The organism is Microbacterium sp. NPDC057944, assembly GCF_042887445.1.
In the GTDB taxonomy this organism is placed as follows: Bacteria; Actinomycetota; Actinomycetes; order Actinomycetales; family Microbacteriaceae; genus Microbacterium; species Microbacterium natoriense.
Genome location: NZ_JBHVPJ010000001.1, coordinates 481,528 through 508,095, shown reverse-complemented (window position 1 = coordinate 508,095; position 26,568 = coordinate 481,528). Strand labels below are relative to the sequence as shown.

The 26,568-nt window shown below is 70.2% G+C and carries 23 protein-coding genes; 15 read left to right on the top strand and 8 right to left on the bottom strand.

The features are described 5' to 3' along the window. The first annotated feature begins 6 nt into the window (after positions 1 to 6). The 4 genes from ACFVRO_RS02235 to ACFVRO_RS02220 all read left to right on the top strand — a co-directional run bounded on the left by ACFVRO_RS02235 (position 7) and on the right by ACFVRO_RS02220 (position 7,885). Complete coding sequence (locus ACFVRO_RS02235; RefSeq protein ID WP_105673192.1) at positions 7 to 858, top strand: carbohydrate ABC transporter permease; 852 nt, start codon at positions 7 to 9, stop codon at positions 856 to 858. Next, positions 855 to 3,008, top strand: a complete 2,154-nt coding sequence (locus ACFVRO_RS02230) for a family 43 glycosylhydrolase (RefSeq protein WP_386948768.1) — start codon at positions 855 to 857, stop codon at positions 3,006 to 3,008. The genes ACFVRO_RS02235 and ACFVRO_RS02230 overlap by 4 nt, the downstream gene beginning before the upstream one ends. A gap of 46 nt (positions 3,009 to 3,054) precedes the next feature. Further along, positions 3,055 to 5,439 carry a family 16 glycoside hydrolase gene (locus ACFVRO_RS02225; RefSeq protein WP_386948765.1) on the top strand — a complete coding sequence of 795 codons (2,385 nt, stop codon included), beginning with the start codon at positions 3,055 to 3,057 and terminating at the stop codon, positions 5,437 to 5,439. Between the two features lie 250 nt (positions 5,440 to 5,689). Continuing rightward, entirely contained in the window at positions 5,690 to 7,885 is a 2,196-nt protein-coding gene (locus ACFVRO_RS02220; RefSeq protein WP_386948763.1) for an RICIN domain-containing protein, read from the top strand. Between the two features lie 154 nt (positions 7,886 to 8,039). Here the strand turns inward: ACFVRO_RS02220 and ACFVRO_RS02215 are convergent, their stop codons facing one another. Then, a complete protein-coding gene (locus ACFVRO_RS02215; RefSeq protein WP_386948760.1) occupies positions 8,040 to 9,254 on the bottom strand; it encodes an amidohydrolase in 1,215 nt (404 codons plus the stop codon). 58 nt (positions 9,255 to 9,312) lie between these two features. Continuing rightward, positions 9,313 to 9,783, bottom strand: coding sequence for a redox-sensitive transcriptional activator SoxR (soxR, locus tag ACFVRO_RS02210; protein ID WP_105673197.1), 471 nt, complete (start codon positions 9,781 to 9,783; stop codon positions 9,313 to 9,315). Positions 9,784 to 9,891: 108 nt separating this feature from the next. Here soxR and ACFVRO_RS02205 point away from each other — a divergent pair, with 108 nt between their 5' ends. The 5 genes from ACFVRO_RS02205 to ACFVRO_RS02185 all read left to right on the top strand — a co-directional run bounded on the left by ACFVRO_RS02205 (position 9,892) and on the right by ACFVRO_RS02185 (position 14,298). After that, entirely contained in the window at positions 9,892 to 10,419 is a 528-nt protein-coding gene (locus ACFVRO_RS02205; RefSeq protein ID WP_386948757.1) for a flavin reductase family protein, read from the top strand. Positions 10,420 to 10,448: 29 nt separating this feature from the next. Continuing rightward, positions 10,449 to 11,078 carry a superoxide dismutase gene (locus ACFVRO_RS02200; RefSeq protein ID WP_386948754.1) on the top strand — a complete coding sequence of 210 codons (630 nt, stop codon included), beginning with the start codon at positions 10,449 to 10,451 and terminating at the stop codon, positions 11,076 to 11,078. Positions 11,079 to 11,181: 103 nt separating this feature from the next. Then, positions 11,182 to 11,610 carry a DUF6855 family protein gene (locus ACFVRO_RS02195; RefSeq protein ID WP_386948751.1) on the top strand — a complete coding sequence of 143 codons (429 nt, stop codon included), beginning with the start codon at positions 11,182 to 11,184 and terminating at the stop codon, positions 11,608 to 11,610. A gap of 110 nt (positions 11,611 to 11,720) precedes the next feature. Further along, entirely contained in the window at positions 11,721 to 13,037 is a 1,317-nt protein-coding gene (gene nhaA, locus ACFVRO_RS02190) for a Na+/H+ antiporter NhaA (RefSeq protein WP_386948748.1), read from the top strand. A gap of 49 nt (positions 13,038 to 13,086) precedes the next feature. After that, positions 13,087 to 14,298 (top strand): MFS transporter, encoded by a 1,212-nt coding sequence (locus ACFVRO_RS02185; RefSeq protein WP_386948745.1) that lies wholly within the window; start codon positions 13,087 to 13,089, stop codon positions 14,296 to 14,298. A gap of 21 nt (positions 14,299 to 14,319) precedes the next feature. Here the strand turns inward: ACFVRO_RS02185 and ACFVRO_RS02180 are convergent, their stop codons facing one another. The 3 genes from ACFVRO_RS02180 to ACFVRO_RS02170 form a co-directional block, all read right to left on the bottom strand. Further along, the gene (locus tag ACFVRO_RS02180) at positions 14,320 to 14,724 is read right to left on the bottom strand and encodes an arsenate reductase ArsC (RefSeq protein ID WP_105673201.1); all 405 of its coding nucleotides are present in this window, start codon (positions 14,722 to 14,724) and stop codon (positions 14,320 to 14,322) included. 24 nt (positions 14,725 to 14,748) lie between these two features. Then, on the bottom strand, positions 14,749 to 15,756 hold the full coding sequence (locus ACFVRO_RS02175) for a LacI family DNA-binding transcriptional regulator (RefSeq protein ID WP_105673202.1): 1,008 nt from the start codon (positions 15,754 to 15,756) through the stop codon (positions 14,749 to 14,751). A 96-nt stretch (positions 15,757 to 15,852) separates the two neighbouring features. Further along, entirely contained in the window at positions 15,853 to 17,514 is a 1,662-nt protein-coding gene (locus tag ACFVRO_RS02170; protein WP_386948743.1) for a glycoside hydrolase family 13 protein, read from the bottom strand. 241 nt (positions 17,515 to 17,755) lie between these two features. Between ACFVRO_RS02170 and ACFVRO_RS02165 the strand changes: the two genes are divergently transcribed. Further along, on the top strand, positions 17,756 to 18,184 hold the full coding sequence (locus ACFVRO_RS02165; RefSeq protein WP_386948741.1) for a DUF1761 domain-containing protein: 429 nt from the start codon (positions 17,756 to 17,758) through the stop codon (positions 18,182 to 18,184). Between the two features lie 185 nt (positions 18,185 to 18,369). Then, positions 18,370 to 19,635 (top strand): hypothetical protein, encoded by a 1,266-nt coding sequence (locus ACFVRO_RS02160; RefSeq protein WP_386948738.1) that lies wholly within the window; start codon positions 18,370 to 18,372, stop codon positions 19,633 to 19,635. Between the two features lie 295 nt (positions 19,636 to 19,930). Here ACFVRO_RS02160 and purQ read toward each other — a convergent pair whose 3' ends face one another. The 3 genes from purQ to ACFVRO_RS02145 form a co-directional block, all read right to left on the bottom strand. Beyond that, positions 19,931 to 20,638, bottom strand: a complete 708-nt coding sequence (purQ, locus tag ACFVRO_RS02155) for a phosphoribosylformylglycinamidine synthase subunit PurQ (RefSeq protein WP_105673206.1) — start codon at positions 20,636 to 20,638, stop codon at positions 19,931 to 19,933. Next, positions 20,635 to 20,883, bottom strand: a complete 249-nt coding sequence (purS, locus tag ACFVRO_RS02150) for a phosphoribosylformylglycinamidine synthase subunit PurS (protein WP_105673207.1) — start codon at positions 20,881 to 20,883, stop codon at positions 20,635 to 20,637. Before purS ends, purQ begins: the two co-directional genes overlap by 4 nt. Positions 20,884 to 21,098: 215 nt before the next feature. Then, the gene (locus tag ACFVRO_RS02145) at positions 21,099 to 21,623 is read right to left on the bottom strand and encodes an adenine phosphoribosyltransferase (protein ID WP_223587248.1); all 525 of its coding nucleotides are present in this window, start codon (positions 21,621 to 21,623) and stop codon (positions 21,099 to 21,101) included. A gap of 258 nt (positions 21,624 to 21,881) precedes the next feature. Here ACFVRO_RS02145 and ACFVRO_RS02140 point away from each other — a divergent pair, with 258 nt between their 5' ends. The 4 genes from ACFVRO_RS02140 to ACFVRO_RS02125 all read left to right on the top strand — a co-directional run bounded on the left by ACFVRO_RS02140 (position 21,882) and on the right by ACFVRO_RS02125 (position 26,546). Then, the gene (locus ACFVRO_RS02140) at positions 21,882 to 23,153 is read left to right on the top strand and encodes an ABC transporter substrate-binding protein (RefSeq protein ID WP_105673209.1); all 1,272 of its coding nucleotides are present in this window, start codon (positions 21,882 to 21,884) and stop codon (positions 23,151 to 23,153) included. Between the two features lie 110 nt (positions 23,154 to 23,263). Beyond that, complete coding sequence (locus ACFVRO_RS02135) at positions 23,264 to 24,208, top strand: carbohydrate ABC transporter permease (protein ID WP_105673210.1); 945 nt, start codon at positions 23,264 to 23,266, stop codon at positions 24,206 to 24,208. Beyond that, a complete protein-coding gene (locus tag ACFVRO_RS02130) occupies positions 24,205 to 25,128 on the top strand; it encodes a carbohydrate ABC transporter permease (RefSeq protein WP_386948735.1) in 924 nt (307 codons plus the stop codon). The genes ACFVRO_RS02135 and ACFVRO_RS02130 overlap by 4 nt, the downstream gene beginning before the upstream one ends. A 5-nt stretch (positions 25,129 to 25,133) precedes the next feature. Then, positions 25,134 to 26,546 (top strand): GH1 family beta-glucosidase, encoded by a 1,413-nt coding sequence (locus ACFVRO_RS02125; protein WP_386948732.1) that lies wholly within the window; start codon positions 25,134 to 25,136, stop codon positions 26,544 to 26,546. Positions 26,547 to 26,568: the final 22 nt, after the last annotated feature.

Genomic DNA, 26,568 nt, shown 5'->3' with positions numbered 1-26,568 from the left:
ACCGACATGGCCACTCTGCGAACCCTCACGGCGCGACGTCGAGCGACGACCGTCGTCTTCTTCGTGCTCGTCCTGCTCGGGGCGCTCACCATGGTGCTGCCGTTCCTGTGGATGGTGTCGACCTCGCTCAAGGAGTCGAAGATGGTCTTCGAGTTCCCGCCGCAGTGGATCCCCGACCCGTTCGACTTCTCGCACTACGTCGACGTGTGGAACGTGGTGCCCCTCGCCTCGGGCCTGCTGAACAGCGCCATCGTCACGCTGCTCGTCGTGGCGATCGGCACCTTCTCGACCACCATGGCGGCGTTCGCGTTCGCCAAGCTGAACTTCCCGCTCAAGGGACTGCTGTTCACCCTGCTGCTGGCGACCATGATGGTGCCGGTCATCGTCACGCTCATCCCGCAGTTCCTCGTCTACGCGGAGGTCGGCTGGATCGACACCCTGCTGCCGCTCATCGTGCCGGGCACCCTCGGCAACGTGCTCATGCTGTTCTTCCTGCGGCAGTACATGATGGGACTCTCCACCGAGCTCCTCGACGCCGCCAAGCTCGACGGAGCGGGGTACTTCCGCATCTACTGGAGCGTCTTCCTCCCGCTGTGCCGACCGGCGATCGCCGCCAACGTGATCATCGTCTTCATGGCGACCTGGAACGACTACCTCGGTCCGCTCATCTTCACCAACTCGCCCGACAAGTCGACCGTGCAGCTCGTGGTCGCCTCGCTCACCGGCTACTACGCCGAGCAGACCGACTTCCCGATGGTGATGGCGGCGTCCGTCATCGCCGTGCTCCCCGTGGTCGTGCTGTTCAGCCTCATGCAGCGGCACTTCGTCGACTCGTTCGCGATCAGCGGGATCAAGTGACCGTGGCCGTCTACGAGAACCCGATCGCCCGCGACGGCGACTACGCCGACCCCTTCGTGCTCCGCCATGACGGCCGCTACTACCTCTACTCGACGACCCCGCAGGTGGACTGCTGGAGCTCCGACGACCTCCTGCACTGGGCGCCGGAGGGGCCGACGATCGCGCCGGACGTCTTCCCCGGGCTGGTCCCGTTCGCACCGGAGGTGGTCTACGCCGACGGGGAGTTCCACATGTACACCTCGCCGTCCGGTCAAGGACACCACGTGCTGCGGAGCGAGAGCCCCACCGGTCCGTTCGTCGACGTGAGCGGGAACGTCGGGCACGCGATCGACGGCAACGTGCTCATCGACGATGACGGTCGCCGGTACTTCTACTGGGCGGGCGACGAGGGCATCTGGGGGTGCGAGATGCCCTCGCCGACCGAGTTCGGGGAGCCCGTGCTCACCGGCATCCACATGAACGGCTGGACCGAGGGTCCCTTCGTGGCGAAGCGCGATGGCAGGTACCACATGACGCTCACGGGCAACCACTACCTGAGCCCCGGCTACCGGATCGACGCGGCGGCGAGCGATCATCCGCTCACCGGGTGGACTCCTGGGCCGCTGAATCCGCTGGTGGTCAGCACCGACCCGGAGTACACCGGGCTCGGGCACAGCTGCAGCGTCGTCGGCCCCGACCTGGTGTCGACCTATCTCGTGTTCCACAACATGAACCCCGACCTGACCCGGCATCTGAACATCGACCGGCAGGTGTGGAGCGGCGGTCGGCTGCTCGTGCTCGGGCCGTCGCGCGAGGCCCCCGCCCCCGCGGCGCCGACGCACCGTTGCGCCTGGAACGACGGCGACGCCGCGTCCTGGGAGGTCGAGGCAGGGATGCTGGCCGCCGGTCATCGCTCCGCCGTGCTGACCGGCGCGCTGGACGCCGCTGCGCTCTGGCGCATCGGGGCCGTGCCCGCGCTCACCGCCGAGGTGTCGCTGACGGCGCTCGACGCCGCCGAGCACGGAGTGATGCTCGAGACGGAGGACGGCCGTCGTATCGTGGTCGGGATCGATCGAGACGCGCACCGCGTGCACGCGACCGACGGCGGGGAGCCGGCAGGGAATGCACCGCTCCCGCCAGGATTCGCGCACGCCGCGCTGCACACGTGGAGGATCGTCGCCGACCACGACCGCATCGAGGTCTTCCTCGACGGGCGGCGTCAGCCGCTGGAGCTTGCGCCGCTCGGCGCCCGCGCCCTCGTCGGCGTGCATGCGCGGGGCGGGGGCGTGCGCATCGGCCACGTCGCCCTCACCGACACCACTCCCGATGAGTCCGATCGCCGGGCCGTCGTCCCGGTGCCGGGGAGGCTCTGGGCCGCGCTCACGCCCGACGCGCCGTCGACGCAGGGCGAGAGCCTCGCGCTCGCCGCAGGGGAGTCCGCCGGCTACCGCCTGCACGCCGCGCGCGGGGGCGCGTTCTCCCTGCAGCTCGCGGGGGTGTTCTCCGCCGGAGACGTCATCGGGGTGGATGCCGGAGGGGAGAGCACCCGCGTTCCGGTGCGTCACGACGGTCACGTCGTGACGGCGGAGATCCGCCTCGCGCACGGGGAGAGCCCGCTGCGGATCTCCGCCGTGGCAGGCAGGCCGGCCATCGAGCTGATCACGGTCTCGCCGGGACTCGGCGATGGTGACGCGGGCCCGGTCGGCGGCGCGCTCTCGGGCTACGGCAAGGCCCTCCTCGATCCGACCCCGCGCGCCGACGTCGACATCGAGGCGGCGCTCGCGTTCACGGCGACCGAGAGCGGCGGACACGGAGACCTCCTGGTGAGGGCGAGCGCCCTCTCCGAGGGAGGAGAGGGCGCAGACACCCGACTCGGCGTGAACTTCCTGCTCGGGTACTCCGTGCAGCTGCACGTCGGCCGGGTGGTGCTGGCCCGGCACGACTACGACGAGCGCATCCTCGCCTCCGCAGCGGCGGACATCGATTCCGAGGCGCCGCACCGTGTCGTCGTGAGGCTGCGCGGCGAGCGCATCGCCGTCGAACTCGACGGCGTGCCGATCATCGACGTCGCGGACGTCCTCCCTCACGCCACGGGCGCCACCGGCATCCGTGCGGCGGGCGGAGATCTCCGCGTGGAAGGGCTCGTGGTGCGCGGGATCGCGCACACCTAGACCGGGACGGCGAACGTCCGTCTCGACGAAGAGAAGGAGCAGCGTCATGCAGAGATCATCCACGGGGCGGCGACGACCCTCCCGTCTGACGGCCGTCCTCGCGGCGGCGGTGCTGGGGGCGGCGGGCCTGGTGGCCCTCCCCACGGCGGCTTCGGCCTCACCGGGTTCGGTGGTCGCGGCGCCGTCGTCGCCGAGCGGCGCGGAGAACAACGACTACCCGCGCATCATCCGGCTGGGCGCCAGCGCGGACCAGAGCCGGCGGGGCGACCTGCTGGTGATGTACAGCGTCAACGACACCGGCGTGCGCACGCACTCCGTGGTCAAGCGGAGCACCGACGGCGGCCAGACCTGGTCGACGCTGAGCACCCTCTACTCGCCGACCGCCGGGTGGGGCATCTACTTCGGATCGATGTACGAGCTGCCGCAGGCGGCCGGAGGTCTGCCCGCCGGCACGATCATCGCCGCGGGCAACGCCTGGGACAACGTGAACTGGTCGAATCAGGAGGTGCAGACCTTCATCAGCACCGACTACGGAGCCACCTGGACCCGCCGCGGCAACTGCGTGACGAAGTCGGGGGCGCCCAACCAGGTGTCCACGGGCCTGTGGGAGCCGGAGATCGTGCTGAACGCCAACGGCGACCTCGCCTGCCACTTCTCCGATGAGCGTCTGCGCTCCTCCGGCTACAGCCAGAAGCTCGTGATGACGACGTCGTCCGACGGCGGCGCGACCTGGGGCAGCCAGACGGACGTCGTCGCGGTGGGCGACAGCAGCTCGCGCCCCGGCATGCCGATCGTGCGGAAGCTGCCCAACGGCACCTACGCGCTGGGCTACGAGCTGTGCCGCGACTCGGTGGGCAACGCCGACCAGACCTGTCGCGTCTACCTGAAGACCTCGCCGGACGGAGCCTCGTGGGGGTCGGCGACCGACCTCGGCACCCTCGTGCAGACGGCGGACGGCCGTCAGCTGCTGCACACCCCCGCACTCGCGTGGAGTCCGGCCGGAGGTCCGAACGGCACCCTCATCATGTCCGGCCAGCGGGTCGTCACGGGGGCGGACGGCCCGACGACGGTCGTCAAGCCCGAGTCGGGACGCGTGGTGTTCACCAACACCAACCTCGGCGTCGGCGCCTGGCAGGCCGTATCAGCGCCCATGACGATCGACCCCACCGGCGACTACAACAACGGACCGGGCAAGCACTGCGCCAACTACAGCCCGAGCATCGTGCCGACGGCATCCGGGTCGGCGATCATGATGGTCTCACCCAAGTTCGTCGCCGGGTCCACCACGAGGTGCGACGTGCGGTTCGGCACCGGCCCGGTGGGCACTCTTCCCCTCTATGCGCCGTTCGACTCCGGCAACGACATGGGCTGGTCCACGTACGGCGGCGCCTGGTCGGTGAGCGGCGGGGTCTACTCCCAGGCCGGAGCCTCCAGCGGACCGAAGTCCCTGGTGGGCTCGACGGGATGGACCGACGTGACGCTCGACACCGACATCCGCCTCGACACGACCGGCCAGGCCGGCGTGCTGCTGCGCACTCGCGCGCCCGCGGTCGGCGCCGACGCGCACGCGGGGTACTACGTCGGCGTCGAGACCAACGGCACGATCTTCATCGGCAAGCAGAACAACAACTGGACCTCGCTCGCCCTGCAGAACGTGACCGGCGGCGTGAGCGCCGGCACCTGGTACCACCTCACGGCGAGCATCGTCGGCTGCACGATCACCGCCACGATCAAGCCCGACAACGGCACGGCATCCACCACGGCGACCGCGACCGACGCCGGATGCTTCGCCTCGGGTCAGGCGGGGGTGCGCACGCACCTGAGCTCGGCGTCGTTCCGAAACCTCCAGGTCACCCAGGCCGGTGCGTCGACGGCGGCCTCCTACGCCGACTCGTGGGCATCCGGCGCCTCGACGGGGTGGACGGGGTACGGCGGCAGCTGGTCGACGATCGCCGGCGGCATCGAACGTCAGTCGGCATCCGCGACCGACGGTCCGAAGTTCGCGTCTCCGATCGCCGGTGACGCCTACACCGTGTCGTCCGACGTGCGGCTCACGTCGCTGACCGCGCCGAGCGGAAACGCCGGCGTGCTCGCGCGGATGACCTCTCCCGGAGTCGGCCCCGATGCGTACACGGGCTACTTCGCCGGCGTCGACGGCAGCACCGGGCGGCTGTCGCTCGGCAAGGCGAACGGGTCGTGGACGCCGCTCGCCGACACCGGGGTGCCCGGCGGCGTGCAGGTGAACTCCTGGTACCGGGTCACGCTCCGCACCTCGGGCTGCACGATCACCGCGACGGGGCAGCGCACCTCGTCGTGGGACCAGGCCAGGGTGTCGGTGACGGATCCGTCGTGCGCGACCGGTGGAACCGCCGGGGTCCGCGCGATGCTCGCCGCGGCCGACTTCAGGGAGTTCCTGGTCTCGAAGGGCTGACGACAGGCATCCGCTCTTCGGGCGATCCCCCGTTTCTCGGACGATCCGCGCAGGATCGTCCGAGAAACGGGCATCCGTCCGAGAAACGCACGGATGCCGGACGGATGCCGCGCCGTCGAGCGGGCCGTCCTGACGGGTGTTCGCGAAACTGTTTGCGCTTAGCCTTTCTCAAACATTGACACAGTCCAAAAACAGCGAGAAGATCGCGCTCTCAGTGGTAACGCAAACATTCAACGGAGAGTGGGACACGATGGCGTGGACAAGACGACTTTCACTGATCGCGGCGGCGGGTGCGAGCATTCTGCTGGCGGGCCTCGCGTCCGTGCCGGCGGGCGCGGCCGTGACCGGGACGTACACGGTGACGGTGGGCAGCACCGGCACCTGGACGAAGCCGGATGACACCCCGGCCGCGAGCTACATCGACAAGGACGGCACCTACTACTTCCAGCAGGCGCACGCCCTCTACGGTGCGACACAGGAACGGCGATGGTCGTTCTACACCGGCACGAACATGGACACCGCGACCCTGTCGAGCGCGCTGACCGACTCGGTGAATCCGGCCAACGCGAACGACTCGAACAAGGACACCACCTGGCGCTGCAACAACAGCCCCACCGGACTCGTGTCCTCGTACGCGCCGAGCACGACCACGTACTCCCAGCGCAACTTCTGCGACCTCGCCGGAGTCTGGGTTGATCCGGACTCGGGCGACTGGTACGGCCTCGTGCACAACGAGTTCACCCCGCAGCCCTACGGAGACGGCATCCACTTCGACGGCATCGATCTCGCGGTGTCCAGGGATCAGGGCAGGACCTGGACCATCAGCAACCGGATCATCACCTCGCCGTTCGGCACGACGCGCGGCAGCAGCACGGACTTCCCGCAGCAGACCTACCACTACGGAGACGGCGACCCCCGGCTCGTCGTGGATGCCGCGTCCGGCTACTTCTACGTCTTCTACGGCTCGCGGATCGTGAACAAGAACGGCAGCTGGGCGGCATTCCATGCGCACGTCGCGCGCGCCCCCATCTCCGGAAAGATGGCCCCGAGCAGCTGGCAGAAGTGGTACGACGGCCAGTGGTCGCAGCCGGGCATCGGCGGCAAGGAGAGCAACATGGTGCCGGTGACGACCTCGAACACCACCGGGTACACGCCCGTCGGCGCCGAGTACTCGCCGTCGACCCCCGGCACGGTGGCCCAGCAGGTCGCCGCGGGCACGACTCCGCCGACCTCTCCGCTCTTCGTGATGGACGTGGCCTGGAACGCCTACCTCGGCCTCTGGATCGGCGAGCCGCAGGCCGTCGATCAGAGCGGCAACGCCCCGCAGCAGATCTACGCGACCGACGACCTGTCCTCGCAGAAGTGGACCCTGATCGGAGACACCGGGGCCTATCACACGGCATCCTGGTACCGCTGGTTCCTCGATCCCGTGAGCAAGACCAGCTCGGCCATCGTCGGCAAGGACTTCCGGATGTACTGCTCGTTCGGATGCTCCGGCGGCAAGTCGGGCGAGTACGTGAACGTCTCGCTCGGCGGCACGGTCGCGACCCCCGTCGACACGACGAAGACCTACCGCATCGGCTCGGGAGGACGGATGCTGGTGCAGTCGACCGCCGACACGAGCGTGACGTCCTCGGCGGCCGACAACGGCCGGGCGACCTGGAGGTTCTCGCCGACGGGAGACGGGGCGTTCACCGTCGCGAACGACGCCACGGGCGCCCTGCTCGGGGTGTCGTCGCAGTCGTCGGCCGGACGCGCCTGGGGCGCCCCGCTCACGGCGGTGGCCGCGGCATCCCCGTCTGCGGGTCAGCAGTGGTGGGTCGTGCAGAACCGCTCGGCCACGACGAACGCACCGGACGGCACCGTCCGTCTGGTCAACCGCTACAGCGGACTCGTCATCTCGGTGTCCGCCACGACCGGACGCCTCGCCGAGACCACCCCGGTCCGCAGCTGGACCGCCGCCGGAACCGCGGTCGGAGGCACCCGCAGCGCCGCAGAGCAGACGCTCTCCCTGACCCCGGTCGCGTCGACGGGAGCGCTCGACGGCATCCGCACCATCGGTTCGGGCGGGAAGTCCATCGACAACCCCAACCACAGCACCACGGCCGGAACGCAGCTGGTGATCTGGACGAGCAACACGGGAGCGAACCAGAAGTGGCAGTTCACCCGGCAGGCCGACGGCTCGTACGAGGTGAAGAACGTCGAGTCGGGGATGTGCGCCGACGTCGACGGAGGGTCGGCCGCCGCGGGGGCCAAGATCATCCAGTGGACCTGCAACGGCGGGACGAACCAGCGCTGGACCGCGGCCGCCCAGTCCGACGGCACGTACACGCTCACGTCGGTGAAGAGCGGGCTCCTGCTCACCGCGACGGCGTCGACGAACGGCACGGGGCTGACGCAGCAGGCCGTGTCGGCGAGCGCCGTGCAGAAGTGGCAGATCCAGTAGCCGGATGACGCGACGGGCGTGTCGTCTCGCTGGGCGAGAGCGCGACGACACGTCCCCCGTCCGGTCGTCGAGCGAGGAGCGCAGCGACAAGACGAGACGGGGGTGCGGCGTGTCGTCTCGCTGCGCTCGCTCAACGACCGGGCGGGGAGACCGCTCAGCTCAGGAACTCGCGCGCCGCCGTCGACAGGGCGGTGACGCCGACCTCGATGGTCGGGTGGATCTCGGGGGCGAAGTAGGGCGAGTGATTGGTCGGGATGTCCTCGGCCACGCGTCCGGCGGCGTTCGCCGCGGCGAAGGTCGCCGGGTCGGCGCCGCCCCAGAACCAGAACACCAGCGGGACTCCGGCATCCCTCGCGAACCACGAGACGTCCTCGCTGCCGGTGAACATGCCGGGGTCGATGACCGACGCCTCGCCGAGCACCCGCTGCAGCGCGGCGGTCACGCGCGCCGTGGCCTCCTCGTCGTTGATCGTGGCGGGCAGCGTGTGGTCGGTGCGGATCTCCGGCTCGCGCTCGGCGCCGGATGCCGCGGCCTCGGCGCGCACGATGCGCTCGACGCTGGCGAGCACCTTCTCCCGCGCGTCCTCGTCCGGGTAGCGCAGGCTGAGCTCGAGCTTCGCCTCCGCGGGGATGATGTTGTTCTTCAGGCCGGCGTGGATCGAGCCGACCGTCACGACCGCGACGCCCTGGGGGTCGATCTCGCGCGAGGTGATGGTCTGCAGCCGCATGACGGTCGCCGCCGCCATGACGACGGGGTCGATCGTCGCGTGCGGGCGGGAGCCGTGGCCTCCGCGCCCGTGCAGGGTCACGGTGAGGCCGTCGGATGCCGCCATCTGGGTGCCGCCGCGCACGCCGATGATCCCGGCGGGGAGCGGGGTGACGTGCTGTCCGAGCACGATGTCGGGCTTCGGGTAGCGGTCGAGGATGCCGGCGTCCAGCATGGCGCGCGCCCCTGCTCCGTACTCCTCGGCGGGCTGGATGAGCACGACGAGGGTGCCGCTCCAGTCGGCGCGCTCGGCGACGAGCTTCTCGACCGCGCCGATCATCGCCGTCACGTGCATGTCGTGGCCGCACGCATGCATGACGGGGACGGTCGTGCCCGCGGGGTCGACGCCCTTCGCCGTGCTCGCGTACGCCAGTCCGGTCTGCTCCTCGACGGGCAGGGCGTCCATGTCGGCCCGCACCCAGACGACGGGGCCGTCTCCGTTGCGCAGCACGCCGACGACGCCGGTGACGCCGACGCCCTCCTCGACCTCGAGGCCGAGATCTCGAAGGTGCTGCGCCGCGATGCCGGCGGTGCGGGTCTCCTGGAACGACAGCTCAGGATGCTGGTGCAGGTCGATGTAGAGCGCTTCGAGGTCGATCGTCATGGCCCGAGCCTACCGGCGGGTCGGGGGCGCTCGAGGGTGCTCGGCGCGAGCGTCGGGCTCAGTCCTCGCGCAGCCGCTGGGGGCCGGCGCCCTGGCTGCCGAGCGCGTCGTCGGGGTTCAGCAGCCCGCAGGCCTTCATGGACAGGCAGCCGCAGCCGATGCATCCGGTGAGTTCGCGTTCGAGCCGTTCGATGCCCTCGCGGCGCTTCTCCAGCTCGCGCTTCCAGCGGCGGGAGGCGCGCTGCCAGTCGGCGTGACTCGGCGTCTGCGTGAGGGGCACGTCGGCGAACGCCTCCTGCACGTCGGAGAGGGGGATGCCGAGGCGCTTCGCCACGGTGATGAGGGAGACGCGGCGGAGCATGTGCCTGGCGTAGCGGCGCTGGTTGCCGGAGGTGCGGGTGGAGGCGATGAGTCCGAGGCCCTCGTAGAAGTGCAGAGCGGAGGGGGCGACGCCCGTGCGTCTGCTCATCTCGCCGATCGTCAGGGGCTCATCGGGGGCGTGCGGCGTGCGGTCCGTGTCTGCGCTCATCGGGGCGTCCTTCGCTCGATTTGACCTCAAGTGTACTTGAGGTCTTAGCGTTGCAGACGTGACCCGAACACGAGAAGCACGCGCCCCGCATCGGACGGTGCGCGCCCGATGACGATGAACGACACGCGACCGGCGGCCCCGGTCCCCACCGAGGTCGGCGAGAGCCTCAAAGCCGCTTTCCGACAGCATCCGGCCGGCGTCGCGATCATCACCGCGGCGAGCCCCGCCGGGCCCGTCGGTCTGACCGCGTCGAGCGTCGCCTCCGTCGCCGTCGACCCCGCCGCCATCGTGTTCTCGGTGACCAGGGCGACCGGCAGTGCGGGGGCGATCCTCGCGGCTGACGGCTTCGTCGTCCACCTCGTCGACGACGAGCACTCCGCCCTGGCGCAGAGCTTCGCCGTGAGCGGGTCGGAGCGGTTCACCCCCGAGCAGGGGTGGCGCACGCTCCCGACCGGGGAGCCGTACCTTCCGGAGGCCAGGGTCGCCCTGCGCTGCCGCCCGATCCAGAGCGTCCCCGTCGGCTCCTCCACCGTCGTCATCGCCGAGGTGCTCGAGGTGCGGCACGGCCGCCCGGGGCGTCCGCTCGTCTACGTCGACCGCCGATTCCACGCGCTGCCACCCGGCGGCGAGCACTGACCCCCGAACCTCCATCGAAAGGAAGACGCATGTCCGCTCCGTACACCCTCCCCGAACTGCCGTACGACTACTCGGCCCTCGAACCGCACATCTCCGGAACGATCATGGAGCTGCATCACTCCAAGCACCACCAGGCGTACGTCACCGGTGCGAACACCGCCCTGGAGCAGCTCGCCGCCGCACGCGAGACGGGTGACCTCGCCGCCGTGAACAAGCTCGAGAAGGACCTCGCCTTCAACCTCGGCGGCCACATCAACCACTCGGTGTTCTGGGAGAACCTCTCGCCCGACGGCGGCGGCTCCCCCGAGGGCGAGCTCGCCGCCGCCCTCGACGACGCGTTCGGGTCGCTCGACGCCTTCCGCGCGCACTTCACGGCCACCGCGCTCGGCGTGCAGGGCTCCGGCTGGGCCGTGCTCGCCTGGGACGGCGTCGGCGCGCGTCCGGTGATCTTCCAGCTCTTCGACCAGCAGGGCAACGCGCCCCTCGGCGTCACCCCGCTGCTGCAGCTCGACGTCTGGGAGCACGCCTACTACCTCGACTACCGCAACGTGCGCGCCGACTACGTCAAGGCGTTCTGGGAGATCGTGAACTGGCCCGACGTGCAGCGCCGGTTCCAGCGCGCGCAGGAGGCGACGAAGGGGCTCATCGTCGCGAAGTGACGGATTCCCTCCGGATGCTGCCGCCGCAGCGGTCCGGAGGAGCACAATGTACTGCCGGGGGTCCGTCCGATCCCCGGCAGTACGCCGTCGAGAGGAATCGCGCATGACAGAGCAGCACTGGTCCGGTACGGGCACGGCATCCGACCCGTGGCGGCTGAAGACCGCTCCGCTCTCGTCGGAATACACGATCCATCGCGACGACGAGTCCGATCCCGCGCTCCTCGTGTGCCAGGTCGGATCCACGAAGCTGACGTACCTCGCCCGTGCGGTCGACGACCTGCACTCCGAGCTGCTGCGCCGCGGCGACTGGGTCGCGCTGGGGGCCGCGGATGAGAAGAAGGATGCCGCGCCCGACACGGTCGAGGCGTGGGGTCGCTCAGACGACAACCCGGTGGGCGGCTGGTACGGGCAGCGCAAGGGGTACCGGGGCCGGTTCGGCATGTACGTGCCTCCGCTCCTCGAAGCGCTCGGTCTCGTCGAGCTGGAGCACAACCCGCGCAACAACAGGGTGCGCGCGCTTCCCTCCGCGTGATCGCGGCCGCGTGACCTCCCAGGGAAGGCCGCGCGGCGCCCGGTAAGCTGGGCGGCGGAGAGTCGGGAAGCCTGGTCGACACATCGTTGTCGAGACCCCAGGGAGATCCCATGTCCGTCCCTCCGCACGCCGCCCCTCAGACCTTCCCTGCGCGCGGCAGTCACCGCGAAGCCCGCCGCATCGGCGCGCTCCTGCGCAAGGAGAGCGTCGGGGGGATCCTGCTCGTCGTCATGGCGGGCATCGCCCTCGTGTGGGCGAACTCTCCGTTCGCCGACGGGTACTTCGCCCTGCGCGACCTCGAGATCGGCTACGAGCCCTGGCACCTCAAGCTGAGCCTGGGCGCGTGGGCCGCCGACGGGCTGCTCGCGGTCTTCTTCTTCCTCGTCGGGCTCGAGCTCAAGCGCGAGTTCGTCGTCGGCGACCTCCGCGACGTGCGCACCGCGCTCGTGCCGGTGATCGCGGCCGTCGGCGGGGTCGTCGTCCCCGCCGTGATCTACCTCGCCGTGGTCGGCCCCGACCCCGCGCTGCTGCGCGGATGGGCGATCCCCACGGCGACCGACATCGCCTTCGCCGTGGCGGTCCTCGCGATCATCGGCTCGCACCTGCCGAGCGGGCTGAGGCTCTTCCTGCTCACCCTCGCGGTGGTCGACGACCTCATCGCGATCGTCATCATCGGCGTCTTCTACACCGACGACCTCAATCCGATGCCGCTGCCCGCCGCTCTCCTCGGACTCGCCCTCTACGCGGCGCTCGCGCAGCGCCGCCGCGGCTTCTTCCTCCGGCACCGGTTCGCGGCGTGGGCGATCCTCCTCCCGATCGGCGTCGCGGTCTGGGCTTTCGTGCACGCCTCCGGCATCCACGCGACGATCGCCGGCGTGGCGCTGGCCTTCATGATCCCGGTGAAGCCCGCAGACGGCTCCTCCGACGCCGGTCTCGCCGAGGAGTTCGAGCACCGGTTCCGCCCGCTCTCCGCAGGGTTCGCCGTGCCCGTCTTCGCGTTCTTCGCCGCAGGGGTCACAGTGGTGGGCGACGGCTTCGTGCAGACCGTGACCCATCCGGTGACCATCGCGATCGTCTGCGCGCTCGTCATCGGCAAGCCCCTCGGCATCGTCGCGGCCACCTGGATCACCACGACCGTGACGCGGAGCCGCCTGAGCGACGGACTGCGCTGGGTCGACCTCGTCGGGGTGGGGATGCTGGCCGGCATCGGGTTCACGGTGTCGCTGCTGATCGGCGAGCTCAGCTTCCCCGCGGGGGTCGCGCACGATGCGGCGAAGACGGCGATCCTCGGCGCCTCGGTGATCGCGGCGCTCGCGGCATCCGTCCTCCTCGGCCTGCGGAACCGCCGCTACCGTGCGATCTCCGAGAGGGAGGCTCTCGACGAGGACGGCGACGGCGTGCCCGACGTGTATCAGCAGGACGCCTGACGTCGGGGCGTCGCGGTCGTGGCGGCGCCGACTCTGATTGGATGGCGGAGTGTGCGACGTCGAGGGGGAGAGGGCTGATGGCGCCCGTGGCGCAGGAGTCGGAGCGCTCGTGTGGCTCGCCGTCGCCACGTTCTCGATGGGCATCGACGGCTACGTCCTCGCGGGCCTGCTCCCGCAGATCGCCGATGATCTGAGCGTCGGACCGGCGGCGGCAGGTCAGCTGATGGCGGTGTTCGCCCTGACGAGCGCCCTCGCCGGACCCGTGCTCGGCGCGCTGACCGGAGGGTGGGAACGCAAGGCGACGATCGTCGGCGCACTCGGGGTCTTCGTGATCGGCAACCTCGTCGTCGCGCTCGCCCCCACCTACGCGATCGCCATGACAGGGCGGGTGGTCTCGGCGCTCGGCGGCGCCCTGCTCAACGCGGTGATCAGCGCCTACGTGGTGGCGAAGACGCCTCCGGAGCGCCGAGGGCGCGCCCTCTCGCTCGTCCTCGGCGGGTGGCTGACCGCCACGGCGCTCGGCGTGCCGCTCGGCCTGCTGCTCGGGCAGCGCGACTGGCGGATTCCGCTGTTCCTCGTCGTCGCCGTCGGCTCGGCGGCGCTCGTCGGCATCCTGCTCCGGGTCCCGCGGCTGCGCCTGCCTCCGCGCTCGCTCCGGGAGACGCTGCAGCCGTTGCGGGAGCCGCGTCTGCTGGCCGCGCTCGTCGTGCCCGTCGGCATCATGTGCGCGAGCTACCTCTGCTTCACCTATGCGACGCTCATCGTGGGTCCGCGGGTGGGCGGAGGGCTCGTCATGGTCCTGGTGATGTTCTGCTACGGCCTGCTGAGCCTGGTCGGCAACGTGCTCACGGGCAGGCTCACCGACCGACGCCCGCCCGTGCAGGTCGTCACCGGCATCCTGGGGCTGCTCATCGCCTCCGCGCTGCTCGGCTCGCTCGGCCTGCTGCTGCCCGGCGCACTGGGCACGGTCGCGGCGATCGTGTGGTTCTTCGCGTGCGCGGTCGGCAACGGCGGTTCCGGCGTTCCGCTGCAGGCCCGCCTCAGCGCGATGGCTCCGGACTCGGCGGCGCTCGTGTTCGCGCTCAACGGCAGCGCGATGGCGCTGGGATCGGCGCTGGGCAGCGGCCTGGGAGGGGCCGCACTGGAGATCGGCGTGGCCCCCGATCAGTTGCTGCTGATCTCGGCCGTCGTGCTCTCGGCGACGATGCTCGTGCACCTCGCGGTGGGGCCGAGGTCCGCCGCGTCGGCGCTGCGCGCCTGAGACTCTCAGCGGCCGAGGCCGTCAGGCGAGGAGCTCTCCTGCGAGGGCCTCGATGCGGCGGCGGATCTCGTCGCGGATCGGCCGCACGGCGTCGATGCCCTGACCGGCCGGGTCGTCGAGAGCCCAGTCCTCGTAGCGCTTCCCCGGGAAGAACGGGCACGCGTCGCCGCATCCCATCGTGATGACGACGTCGGAATCCTGCACCGCCTCGGTGGTGAGCACCTTCGGCGACTCCGCGGTGATGTCGATTCCCAGCTCGCCCATCGCCTCGACGGCGATCGGGTTGATCTGCTCGGCGGGGAGGGAACCTGCCGAGCGGACCTCGATGCGGTCGCCCGCGATGTCGCGCAGGAAGCCGGCGGCCATCTGCGAGCGCCCGGCGTTGTGCACGCAGACGAACAGGACGGAGGGCACGGAGGCGGTCATGACTCCAGGGTAGCCGCGCACAGGCTAGAGCAGACGCGCGGTCGTGCCGCGGACGTTCAACTCGTACGGCAGTGCGACGGGCGCGCGGGTGGCGCCGTCGGCGGCGAGCTTGGCGAGCACGGCATCCGCCGCTCTCTCGCCCTGACCCAGCGGGAACTGGTCGACCGTCGTCAGGCGGAAGAACTCGCCGAGCTCGTGGCCGTCGATGCCGACGATCGAGAGGTCCTCCGGCACGCCGAACCCGAGGTCGCGTGCGGCGAGGATCGCGCCGATCGCCATCTCGTCGGATGCCGCGAACACCGCGGTCGGACGAGGACCAGGCCGGCCGAGCAGCTGCTTGGCCGCGCGGTATCCGCCCTCGACGGTGAAGTCGGCGGGTTCGAGGAAGGCCGGATTGAGCGGGATGCCGGCCTTCGCCAGCGCCTTCTCGAAGCCGAGGCGCCGGTTGGTCGGGATGTGGAAGTCGATGTCGAACTCGGGGTTCGCGCCGATGTGCGCGATGTCGCGGTGGCCGAGGCCGATCAGGTGCTCGGTGGCGAGCTGCGCGACGGCGACGTCGTCGACCGTCAGGGTGTCGAGCTTCGGGTTCGGACCGCCGATCGCGATGACGGGCAGGCCGAGGTCGAGCAGGTACTGGGTCTCGTCGTCGTCGAGCTCGATCGAGACGGCGATGACGGCATCCACCCGCTGGCGGCGCAGGAACGTGTCGAACACGTGGCGACGCACGTCCTTGTCGGCGGTGATGTTGTACAGCGTGATGTCGTAGCCCTCGCGCATCAGCGCCGCGGAGACACCGGAGAGCACGGTGCTGAAGAACCACCGGTCGAGGAACGGCACGATCACGCCGATGTTGCGGGTGCGTCCGGACGCCAGGCTGGAGGCTCGCGACGACACCACGTAGCCCAGGGCGGATGCCGCCTCCTGCACCCGCAGGCGCGCGGACTCGGAGACGTGCCCGCGTCCGCTCAGCGCACGCGACACGGTCGCCGTCGAGACCCCGGCGAGCCGGGCGACCTCATCGATGCTCGCCATGGGTGTTCCTTTCGGGGTTCCTCGTTCCGGTCGCGGACCCGGTCGTGATCTGACGGTGCAGAGGACCAGGTTCGCGACCGGAACGGGGGAGTCGGCTCAGGCCGTGGTGTACCAGACGGCCGTGTCAACCGGGAGGGCGTCGCCCGTGAAGGGCTGGCTCTTCAGGACCACGGCGGCGCCGGCGGGCAGGGGCAGCGGCGCGGTGCCGAGGTTGGCGAGCACGTGGACGTCGCCGCGGCGGAAGGCCACGGCATCCTTCCCCGCGTCTTCCCACACCAGCGAGCCGGAGCCGAAGCCGTGCTCACGGCGCGCGGCGAGCAGCTCCTTGTACAGCGACAGGGTCGAGACGGGGTCGCCCTCCTCGGTGTCGCGCGCGTAGCTCGCCCAGTCGGCCGGCTGCGGCAGCCACGAGAGGCCGGTGTCGTTGAAGCCGAAGGCCGGAGCATCCGCCTCCCACGGCAGCGGCACGCGGCATCCGTCGCGTCCGTAACGCTCGCCGTCGGTCCGGAACCACGTCGGGTCCTGACGGAACTCGTCGGGGATCTCCATGGCCTCGGGCAGGCCCAGCTCCTCGCCCTGGTACAGGTACGCCGAACCGGGCAGGGCGAGCATCAGCGTGGTCGCCGCGCGGGCGCGGGCCAGGCCGATCTTCGTGTCGGGCTTGTGCGGGGTGTTCGGGCCGATGCCCTCGCCCTGCGGGTTGTCGGCCGTCAGCGCGAGGCGCGAGGCGTGTCGCACGACGTCGTGGTTGGAGAGCACCCAGGTGCTGGGGGCCCCGACGGCGCCGAAGTCGTCGAGCGACTCGCGGATGACGTCGCCGAGAGCCTTCGCGTCCCACGGGGTCATCAGGTACGGGAAGTTGAACGTCTGGTGCATCTCGTCGGGGCGCACCCAGAGAGCGGTCTGCTTCAGCGTCGGCATCCACGCCTCGCCGCACAGCGCGCGGTCGCCGTCGTACTCGGCGAGCACCCTGTGCCAGTCGCGGTAGATGTCGTGCACGCCGTCCTGACCCCAGTACGGCACGTCCGCCTCGCCGCCGCCCATCGAGTCGGCGTCTGCGGGGGGCGTGTAGTCGGGCAGCCCCTCGGCCTTGATCATGCCGTGTGCCACGTCGACCCGGAAGCCGTCGACGCCGCGGTCGAGCCAGAAGCGCAGGATGGAGCGGAACTCCTCGCGCACCTCCTCGTTGGTCCAGTCGAAGTCGGGCTGCGTGGCGTCGAAGATGTGCAGGTACCACTGGCCGGGCGTGCCGTCGGGCTCGGTGATGCGCTCCCACATGCCGCCGCCGAACACGGACTCCCAGTTGTTCGGGGGGAGCTCGCCGTTCTCGCCCTTGCCGTCGCGGAAGATGTAGCGGGCGCGCTCGGGGCTGCCGGGGGCCGCCTTCAGGGCCTCCTGGAACCAGACGTGCTGGTCGGAGGAGTGGTTCGGGACGAGGTCGACGACGACGCGGATGCCGCGGGCGTGGGCCTGCGCGAGCATCTCGTCGAAGTCGGCGAGAGTGCCGAACAGCGGGTCGACGTCGCGGTAGTCGGCCACGTCGTAGCCGGCGTCGCGCTGCGGGCTCGTCATGAACGGGCTCAGCCAGATCGCGTCGACGCCGAGCTCCCTGAGGGAGTCGAGGCGGCTCGTGATGCCGGGCAGGTCGCCGATGCCGTCGCCGGAGGCGTCCGCGAAGGAGCGGGGGTAGATCTGGTAGATGACTGCGCTGCGCCACCACTCGGAACCGGGGGCTGCGATCTGCTCAAGCTGTGCCATGGGATCAGGCTAGTGCAAACGCTTACATTCTCGCCAGAGCAGGAATCGAATCGGTTCGACGGAGGGTTCTCCGCCGCGGGTCAGGGGCTTGTTGCATCCGCGTGGGCGGGGTGGAGGCGGGATCGCGCAGGCGGGACGGCGTCGCGGGATCGTGCAGGCTGGGCCTGCTGTCGGCGAGGCGACCCGCGGCCAGGGGGATGCCGGGGAGTAGTGTGGCGGCATCCGACGAGTGGAGGCTGTCATGGTTCCCGAGATCAACTACTGGGCCGTCCTTCTGGCGACCGCGTCGAGCATGCTCGTCGGGTCGATCTGGTACGCACCGAAGGTGTTCGGCACGCGGTGGTCGAAGCTGGCGAACGTCGACATGGACCGCGCCGGATCGAGCGCGACGATGGCGATCATCACGACCGTGATCGTGAGCTTCATCACGGCGTGGGTGCTGGCCGGAGCATCCGCCATCGCCTGGCACTTCTACGGAGGATCGTTCTTCTGGGGCGCGATCATCACCTCGGTCACGCTGTGGGCCGGATTCACCGCCGCCCGCTTCATCACCCACGACGCGTTCGAGGGGCGCCCGACGGCGCTGACCACCATGAACATCGCGCACGAGCTCGTGACCGTGGTGGTCATGGCCGTGCTGATCGGCGTGTGGCCGCCCGCACTCGGCTAGTCCGCGGAGAGTGTGATCGCGATGGCGTCTCCTCGGCCGTGGCGTCGGCATTCGACGAACGGACAGGGGATGCTGGACCTTCGCCGCTACCCCGCTGTCAACCAGCATGCCAGGATTCTGAACACGGCCTCCTGGTCGTCCGCGCGTCCGCGCCCGCGGATCGCGGCTGAGTCCGAGAGGTCTCCATGCCGGGTTCTCCGCGTCGTTCCGCGCTGTGGGCCGTCGTCGCCGCGCTCGTCGTCGCGGCTGCGGTCGGGGGAGCAGCGCCGTCGGCATCCGCCGCCGTCACGATGCACGACCCTTCGGCGGCCGACGTGACCCCGCTCGACCCCGCACTGTCGGTCGCGCGGGCCTACGAGTTCCTCGATGCGCGCGTCGACGAGTTCTGCGACGGCGACGGGCACTGCCTGCCCCGCAGCTACCAGGGCGGGTTCTTCACCACCCCGAGCTGGGACTTCACGCCGTCGTTCGTGTACGACGACGCCCTGGTCGTGATCGCGTACACCGCCCGAGGGCTGCCCGACGACCTCCGCCGCGCGCGGACGATCGGCGACACGCTGCTCTTCGTGCAGGCGAACGACCCCATCGGTGACGGCCGCGTCAGGACCTCCTACGAACCGCACGGGATCCGACAGGGGCGGGTGGAGATCACCGGACCCGGAACCTTCACCGGCAACGAGGCCTGGGTCGGGATGGCCCTCGCTCGGCTCTTCCACGCGACCGGGGATCAGCGGTACCTCGACGGGGCGCTGCGGATCGGCGGGTGGATCCAGACGAACACGGCCGACATGACCAGAGCCCCCTACGGGTACACGGGAGGGCAGACGGATGCCGGCGCCTCCCTGACCTGGAAGTCGACGGAGCACAACGCCGACGTGGCGGGCTTCTTCACCCAGCTGGCGCAGCTCACCGGCGACGCGGTGTGGGCCGACAGGGCGGGCGTCGCATCCGGATTCGTCGCCGCGATGCAGGCGCAGGACGGACACGTCGACACCGGCACCCTTCTCGACGGCTCCACCGTCAACACGCATCCGATACCGCTCGACGCGCAGACCTGGAGCTCGCTCGCCACGGGAGACAGCCGCTACGGAGCGGCGCTGGACTGGACCCTCACGAACCTCATGGCGACCGACGGCCCGTACCAGGGGCCCTCGATCAGCAACGTCGACGTCTCGAAGGTGTGGTTCGAGGGTGCCGGTCACCTGGCGCTGTCGCTCCGGCTCCGCGACGGCGCAGGAGACGCCGATCGAGCGGAGAGTCTGCTGAGCAGCATCCGCCTCGCGCAGCGCGACGCCCCGAACGGCGACGGCAAGGGCATCGTCGCCACCTCGAGCGACGGCCTGGACTCCGGGTTCGGCGACCTCTACTACGCGAGCCTGCACACGGGGACGACGGCGTGGTACCTGCTCGCGGCCGCGGGCGACGACCCCTTCCGCCTCCCGGCCGACTGACCGGGCCCCGCCGACTGGCCGGTTGCCGTCGACTGGCTGGGCTCGGCTGACTGAGCGGGCCCCGCCGACTGACCGGGCCCCGTCGACTGGCGGGGCTCGGCTGCCTGACCGGGCCCCGTCGACTGGCGGGGCCCCGCCGGATGGCCGGGTCCCGGCTGACTGAGGGGGCCCGCCGACTGGTCGGACCCCGTCGACTGACAGGGTCTCGCCGACTGGCCGGGCTCGACTTACTGACCGGGCCCCGCAACGACGAAGACGGATGCCGCAGCTGCGGCATCCGTCTTCGGAAGGCTGATCAGGCGGCGACGCGCGCGACCGCGGCGATCGCGCTCGCGAAGAAGCCGACGCCGTCGACGCCGGAGCGCATGGCGGCCGCCGTGTCGGGGCCGAAGCCGGGCTCTGTGGCGTGCTCGGGGTGCGGCATGAGCCCCACGACGTTGCCGGCTTCGTTCGTGAGGCCGGCGATGTCGCGGAGAGATCCGTTCGGGTTCACGCCCGCGTAGCGGAAGGCGACGAGGCCCTCGCCTTCGAGGCGGTCGAGCGTCTCCTCGTCGGCGATGTAGCCGCCGTCGGCGTTCTTCAGCGGGATGACGATCTCCTGACCCGTGCGGAACGTGTTCGTCCACGCGGTGTCGGAGTTCTCGACCGTGAGCCGCTGGTCGCGGCGCACGAAGTGCTGGTGGTCGTTGCGGATCAGGCCGCCGGGCAGCAGGTGCGCCTCGACGAGCATCTGGAATCCGTTGCAGATGCCGAGGATCGGCATGCCCTTGGCCGCAGCATCCTTGACCTCGGACATGATCGGCGAGAGCGCCGCGATGGCGCCTGCACGCAGGTAGTCGCCGTAGCTGAAGCCGCCGGGGAGGACGAGCGCGTCGACGCCGTCGAGATCGTGCGAGCCGTGCCAGAGGGCGACGGGCTCGGCGCCGGCGATGCGGACGGCGCGCTGCGCGTCGCGATCGTCGAGCGAACCGGGGAAGGTGACGACCCCGATGCGGACGGTCACTCGGCGACCTCGATGCCGACGACGTCTTCGATCACGGAGTTGGAGAGCACCTCGTCCGCGATGCGTCGGGCCTCGGCGAGGACCTCGTCGGTGACCTCGCCCTCGACGGTGAGCTCGAAGCGCTTGCCGATGCGGACGGCGGTGAAGCCCTCGACGCCCAGGCGGGTGAACGCTCCGGACACGGCCTTCCCCTGCGGGTCGAGCAGTTCGGGCTTGGGCATGACGTCGACGACGATGGTGGGCATGACGGCTCCGGAAGTCGTGGGAGGACGGGCAGTTTCAGTCTACCGGCTCGCGCGCACCGCCTTTTCGCGGGTCCCCGCCGACCTCACGTGATGTCGACGAGGGAACGGATGTCGCCGAGTGAACGTGATGTCGTCGAGTGAACGTGATGCTGACGCGAGGATGCCGTGCACTCGGCGATTGCACGTGACGTCGACGCCGCTGGGCGGAGGGCGGGTCAGGCGTGGAAGACGGTGTGCAGGTCGCCGATGGCCTCGCGGCCGCCGAGCCCGTCGATCTCGAACAGCACCGAGATGCCGATGACGTGGCTGCCCAGGCGCTCGACCAGTTCACGGCCCGCCGCGAGGGTGCCGCCGGTGGCGAGCACGTCGTCGATGAGCAGCACGCGCGACCCCGCGGGGAGGTCGTCGTGCATCTCGATCGTCGCGGTGCCGTACTCGAGGGCGTAGTCGACGGATGCCGCTGGTCGAGGGAGCTTGCCGGCCTTGCGGATCGGGATGAGCCCCACTCCGGCCGCGATCGCCGCGGCCCCGGCCAGGATGAACCCGCGCGCCTCGATGCCGGCGACGACGTCGAACTGTCCCGCGAAGGGCTCGATGATCGCCTCAGTCGTCACGCGCAGCGCCTCGGCGTCGGCCAGGAGGGGCGTGATGTCGCGGAAGACGATGCCGGGCTCCGGGTAGTCCGGGATGGAGCGGATCAGTGCTTCTGCGCGGGTGAGGGCGGGGGAGAGTTCGGGCACCGGTCAAGGCTACTCGGCGTTCGGCATCTGTCGGCATCCGCGGGCATCCGCCGGCATCCGGATGCTGGCCCGAGATGCGGATGACGGCGGGGGAAAGGACCGGATCTCGGGCGAGTGACCGGCTCTCGGAGGCGCCGGTCCGCGCTTGACACTCGTGGGAGCGCTCCCATAGAGTGCTCAGAAGTTTGTGGGAGCGCTCCCATGAACGGATCACCCCGCACCACGAACATCCACACCACGCACACAAAGGAGTGCCCCGTGAATACGCATGCACGCAGACTGACGACGGTCGCCGCCGTCGCCTCCGTCTCCGCCCTCGCTCTCGCCGGCTGCGCCGGAGGCGCCGCCGAGTCCGGCGGATCCGGCGGCGAGATCACCCTCACCGTCGCGACCTTCAACGACTTCGGCTACACCGATGAGCTCCTCCAGGAGTACATGGACGAGCACCCGAACGTGAAGATCGTGCACAACCGGGCCGCGACCAGCAACGAGGCCCGCGAGAACTACTTCCAGAAGCTCGGCAAGAAGGGCCTCGCCGACATCGAGGCCATCGAGGTCGACTGGCTGCCGGAGGTCATGAAGTACTCCGACCTGCTCGCACCCGTCGACGACGGCCTCAAGGACCGCTGGCTGGACTGGAAGACCGCGGCCGCCACCGACAAGGACGGCAACCTCATCGGCTACGGCACCGACATCGGCCCGGAGGGCGTCTGCTACCGCAGCGACCTGTTCGCCGCCGCGGGGCTCCCCACCGACCGCGACGAGGTCGCGAAGCTCCTCGAGGGCGACTGGGCGCGCTACTTCGAGGTCGGCCAGCAGTACACCGACGCCACCGGCAAGGCCTTCTTCGACTCGGCCGGCGGCACCTACCAGGGCATGATCAACCAGGTCGAGGCGGCCTACGAGGACCCGAAGTCGGGCGACATCATCGCCACCGACAACGACGAGGTCAAGGACATCTACGACCAGGTGCTCACGGCATCCGCCACCCAGTCCGCGCACCTCGGTCAGTGGTCGGACGACTGGATGGCGGGGCTCGCCAACGGCTCCTTCGCGACCATGCTCTGCCCCGGATGGATGCTCGGCGTCATCGAGGGCAACGCCAAGGACGTCACCGGCTGGGACATCGCCAACGTCTTCCCCGGCGGCGGTGGCAACTGGGGCGGGTCGTACCTGACCGTCCCCGCGAACGGCGCCAACGTCAAGGCCGCGCAGGAGCTCGCCGACTGGCTGACCGCCCCCGAGCAGCAGATCAAGGCGTTCTCGAACGCGGGCACCTTCCCGAGCCAGAACGACGCGCTCACGGATGACGCGCTGCTCGGAGCCACCAACGCGTTCTTCAACGACGCCCCGACCGGTCAGATCCTCTCGGAGCGCGCGCAGGCCGTCACGGTCGCCCCGTTCAAGGGCGCCTTCTACTTCCAGATCAACGATGCGATGCAGAAGGCCCTGACCCGTGTCGAGGAGGGCACGCAGGATGCCGATGCGTCCTGGACCCAGTGGACCGAAGAGGTCAAGGCGCTGAAGTAGCCGGACTCCCGGGTCGTCGAGCGGGCGCGTGTCTTCTCGCTGCGCTCGCTCGACGACCTGCGGGGAGGCCGCCCCGCCCGACGGACCGGACCCACGACTGAGGACTCGACATGACCACCACTGCACCGCCGAGGCGATTCGGCTTCGGGTCAGCGCGGCTCTCGCGCTGGGACCTGAGGCTCTCGCCCTACCTCTACATCTCCCCGTTCTTCATCCTGTTCCTGATCGTCGGGCTGTTCCCGATCGCCTACACCGCTGTGATCTCGTTCATGGACTGGGACCAGGTGCGCGGCACCGGAACCTGGATCGGCTTCGAGCAGTACGCCTATGTGCTCGGCCAGCCGAAGTTCTGGATCGCGCTGCGCAACACGTTCAGCATCTTCGTGCTGTCGAGCGTCCCGCAGCTCATCGCCGCGGTGTTCATCGCCGCGATGCTCGACCGCAACATCCGTGCCAAGACCTTCTGGCGCATGGGCGTGCTGGTGCCCTACGTGATGGCGCCGGTCGCCGTGGCCCTCATCTTCTCGAATCTCTTCGGCGACAAGTACGGTCTGGTGAACAGCCTGCTGGAGGGCATCGGGCTCGGCCCCGTGCCGTGGCACTCGAACGCCTTCGCGAGCCACATCGCCATCGCGACGATGGTGAACTTCCGCTGGACGGGCTACAACACCCTCATCCTCCTCGCCGCGATGCAGGCCGTCCCGCGCGACTACTACGAGGCCGCGACGGTCGACGGGGCCGGCGCCGTGCGCCAGTTCTTCGCGATCACGCTGCCGAGTCTGCGGCCGACCCTGATCTTCGTGATCATCACCTCCACGATCGGCGGGCTGCAGATCTTCGACGAGCCGCGCATGTACGACCAGTACGGCACCGGCGGCGCCGACAGCCAGTGGCTGACGATCACCCTGTACCTCTACAACATCGGCTGGGGCGAGTGGAACTTCGGCAGGGCCTCGGCGCTCGCCTGGATCCTGTTCCTCATCGTGCTCGTCATCGGCGCGATCAACCTGCTCATCACCCGCGCCCTGGTGCGCAGCGAGGGGAAGCGCTCATGACCGTGATCGACAGGACGGATGCCGCCGCCGGCGACGCCGCAGACGACCGGGCGCCCGTGTCGCCGAGGAGAGGAGCCGGTCGCACCCGCCGCATCCGCGGCTCCCGACCGGGGTGGTTCGTGTACGGGGCTCTCGGGGTGGTGCTGCTGAGCAGCCTCTTCCCCTTCTACTGGTCCTTCCTCATCGGCTCGGGCGACGCGTACACGCTGCGCGACCCGAACCGCTCCTGGATCCCCGGGGGCAACTTCATCCAGAACGCCCTGGAGGTCGTGAACGACCCGGCCGTGAACTTCTGGCGCGCGCTGTGGAACTCGATCTACACGTCCGCCCTGATCGCGGCATCCGTCGTGTTCTTCTCCACGCTCGCGGGCTGGGCGTTCGCGAAGCTGAAGTTCAGGGGCCGCGGCTGGCTGCTCGCCTTCGTCGTCGGGACGATGGCCGTGCCGACGCAGCTCGGCGTGGTGCCGCTGTACGTGCTGTTCAGCGAGCTCGGCTGGACCGGCACCCCCGGAGCGATCATCGTTCCCGCTCTGACCAGCGCGTTCGGCGTCTTCTGGATGACCCAGTACCTCACCCAGGCCGTGCCGGACGAGCTCATCGAGGCGGCGCGCATGGACGGCGCCTCCTCGTTCCGGACGTTCCTGACCATCGGGGTGCCGGCCGCCCGTCCCGCTGCGGCCATGCTCGCGCTGTTCACGTTCGTGTCGGCGTGGAACAACTTCTTCTGGCCGTTCATCGTGCTCGACCGGCAGGACCCGACCCTGCCCGTCGCGCTCTCCCTGCTCCAGTCGAACCACTTCGTCGACTACTCGATCGTGCTCGCCGGAGTGCTGCTCTCGACCATCCCGCTCCTGCTGCTCTTCGTGTTCGCAGGTCGGCAGCTGGTCAGTGGCATCATGGCGGGTGCGGTGAAAGGATGACCCCTATGACCCGCCCCTTCCCTCAGGAGTTCCTGTTCGGCGCCGCCACCGCGGCCTATCAGATCGAAGGCGCCGCCTTCGAGGACGGCCGCACGGCCTCGATCTGGGATGCGTTCGCGCGCGTGCCCGGCGCGGTGATCAACGGCGACGACGGCGACGTCGCGTGCGACCACTACCACCGCTACCCGCAGGACGTCGCGCTGATGAAGGAGCTCGGGCTGCAGACGTACCGCTTCTCCACGTCGTGGTCGCGGGTCCGTCCAGACGGCGGCGCGGTCAACGAGAAGGGCGTCGACTTCTACAGTCGGCTGGTCGATGAACTGCTGGATGCCGGCATCGTGCCCTGGCTCACGCTGTACCACTGGGACATGCCGCAGGCGCTGGAGGCGCAGGGCGGCTGGACCAGCCGCGACACCGTCGACCGCTTCCTGGAGTACGCGGGCACCATGCACGACGCGCTCGGCGACAGGGTGCGGTACTGGACGACGCTCAACGAGCCGTGGTGCTCGTCGTTCCTGTCGTACACGGCGGGCATCCACGCCCCAGGGCGGATGGACGTCGGAGACGGCATGCTCGCCGCGCACCATCTGCTGCTCGCCCACGGGAAGACCGTGCAGGAGCTGCGCTCGCGCGACTCCTCCCTCGACCTCGGTGTCACGCTGAACCTCACGGTGGCCGACCCGGCCGACCCCGACGCCCCCGGCGATGTCGACGCCGCCCGCCGCATCGACGGGCAGTTCAACCGCTGGTTCCTCGACCCGATCTTCCGCGGCGCCTACCCCGCCGACGTCATCCGCGACTTCCGCACCGTCGACTCCTCCGCTGTGGCCCGGTGGGAGCAGGCCGTGCAGCCGGGCGACATGGAGGCGATCTCGTCTCCGCTCGACGCGTTCGGCGTGAACTACTACCACGGCGAGCTGCTCGCCGGCACCGCCCCGGCCGAGGAGCCGCCGGCGGGAGACGCCCCGACCGAGCGGGCCGTCGCCTCCCCGTTCCCCTCGCACGAGGGCATCCACTGGGTCGAGCGCGGGCTGCCCCGGACGGGCATGGGCTGGGAGGTGCAGCCCGAGGGTCTGACGCGTCTGCTGCAGCGGGTCGGGCCGGAGTACGCCCCCGGCATCCCGCTGTACGTCACGGAGAACGGCGCCGCCTACGACGACGTCCGCGAGGGCGACACGGTGCCGGATGCCGATCGCACCGCGTTCCTCGTCGCGCACGTCTCCGCGGTGCGCGACGCGATCGATGCGGGCGTCGACGTGCGCGGCTACTTCTACTGGTCCCTGCTCGACAACTACGAGTGGGCGTGGGGGTACGAGAAGCGCTTCGGCATCGTGCGGGTCGAGTACGACACCCAGGAGCGCGTCGTCAAGGACTCCGGCCTCCAGTACGCTCGGATCATCGCAGCGCGCGCCGTCTGAGGCTGCCGCCGCGACAGCATCA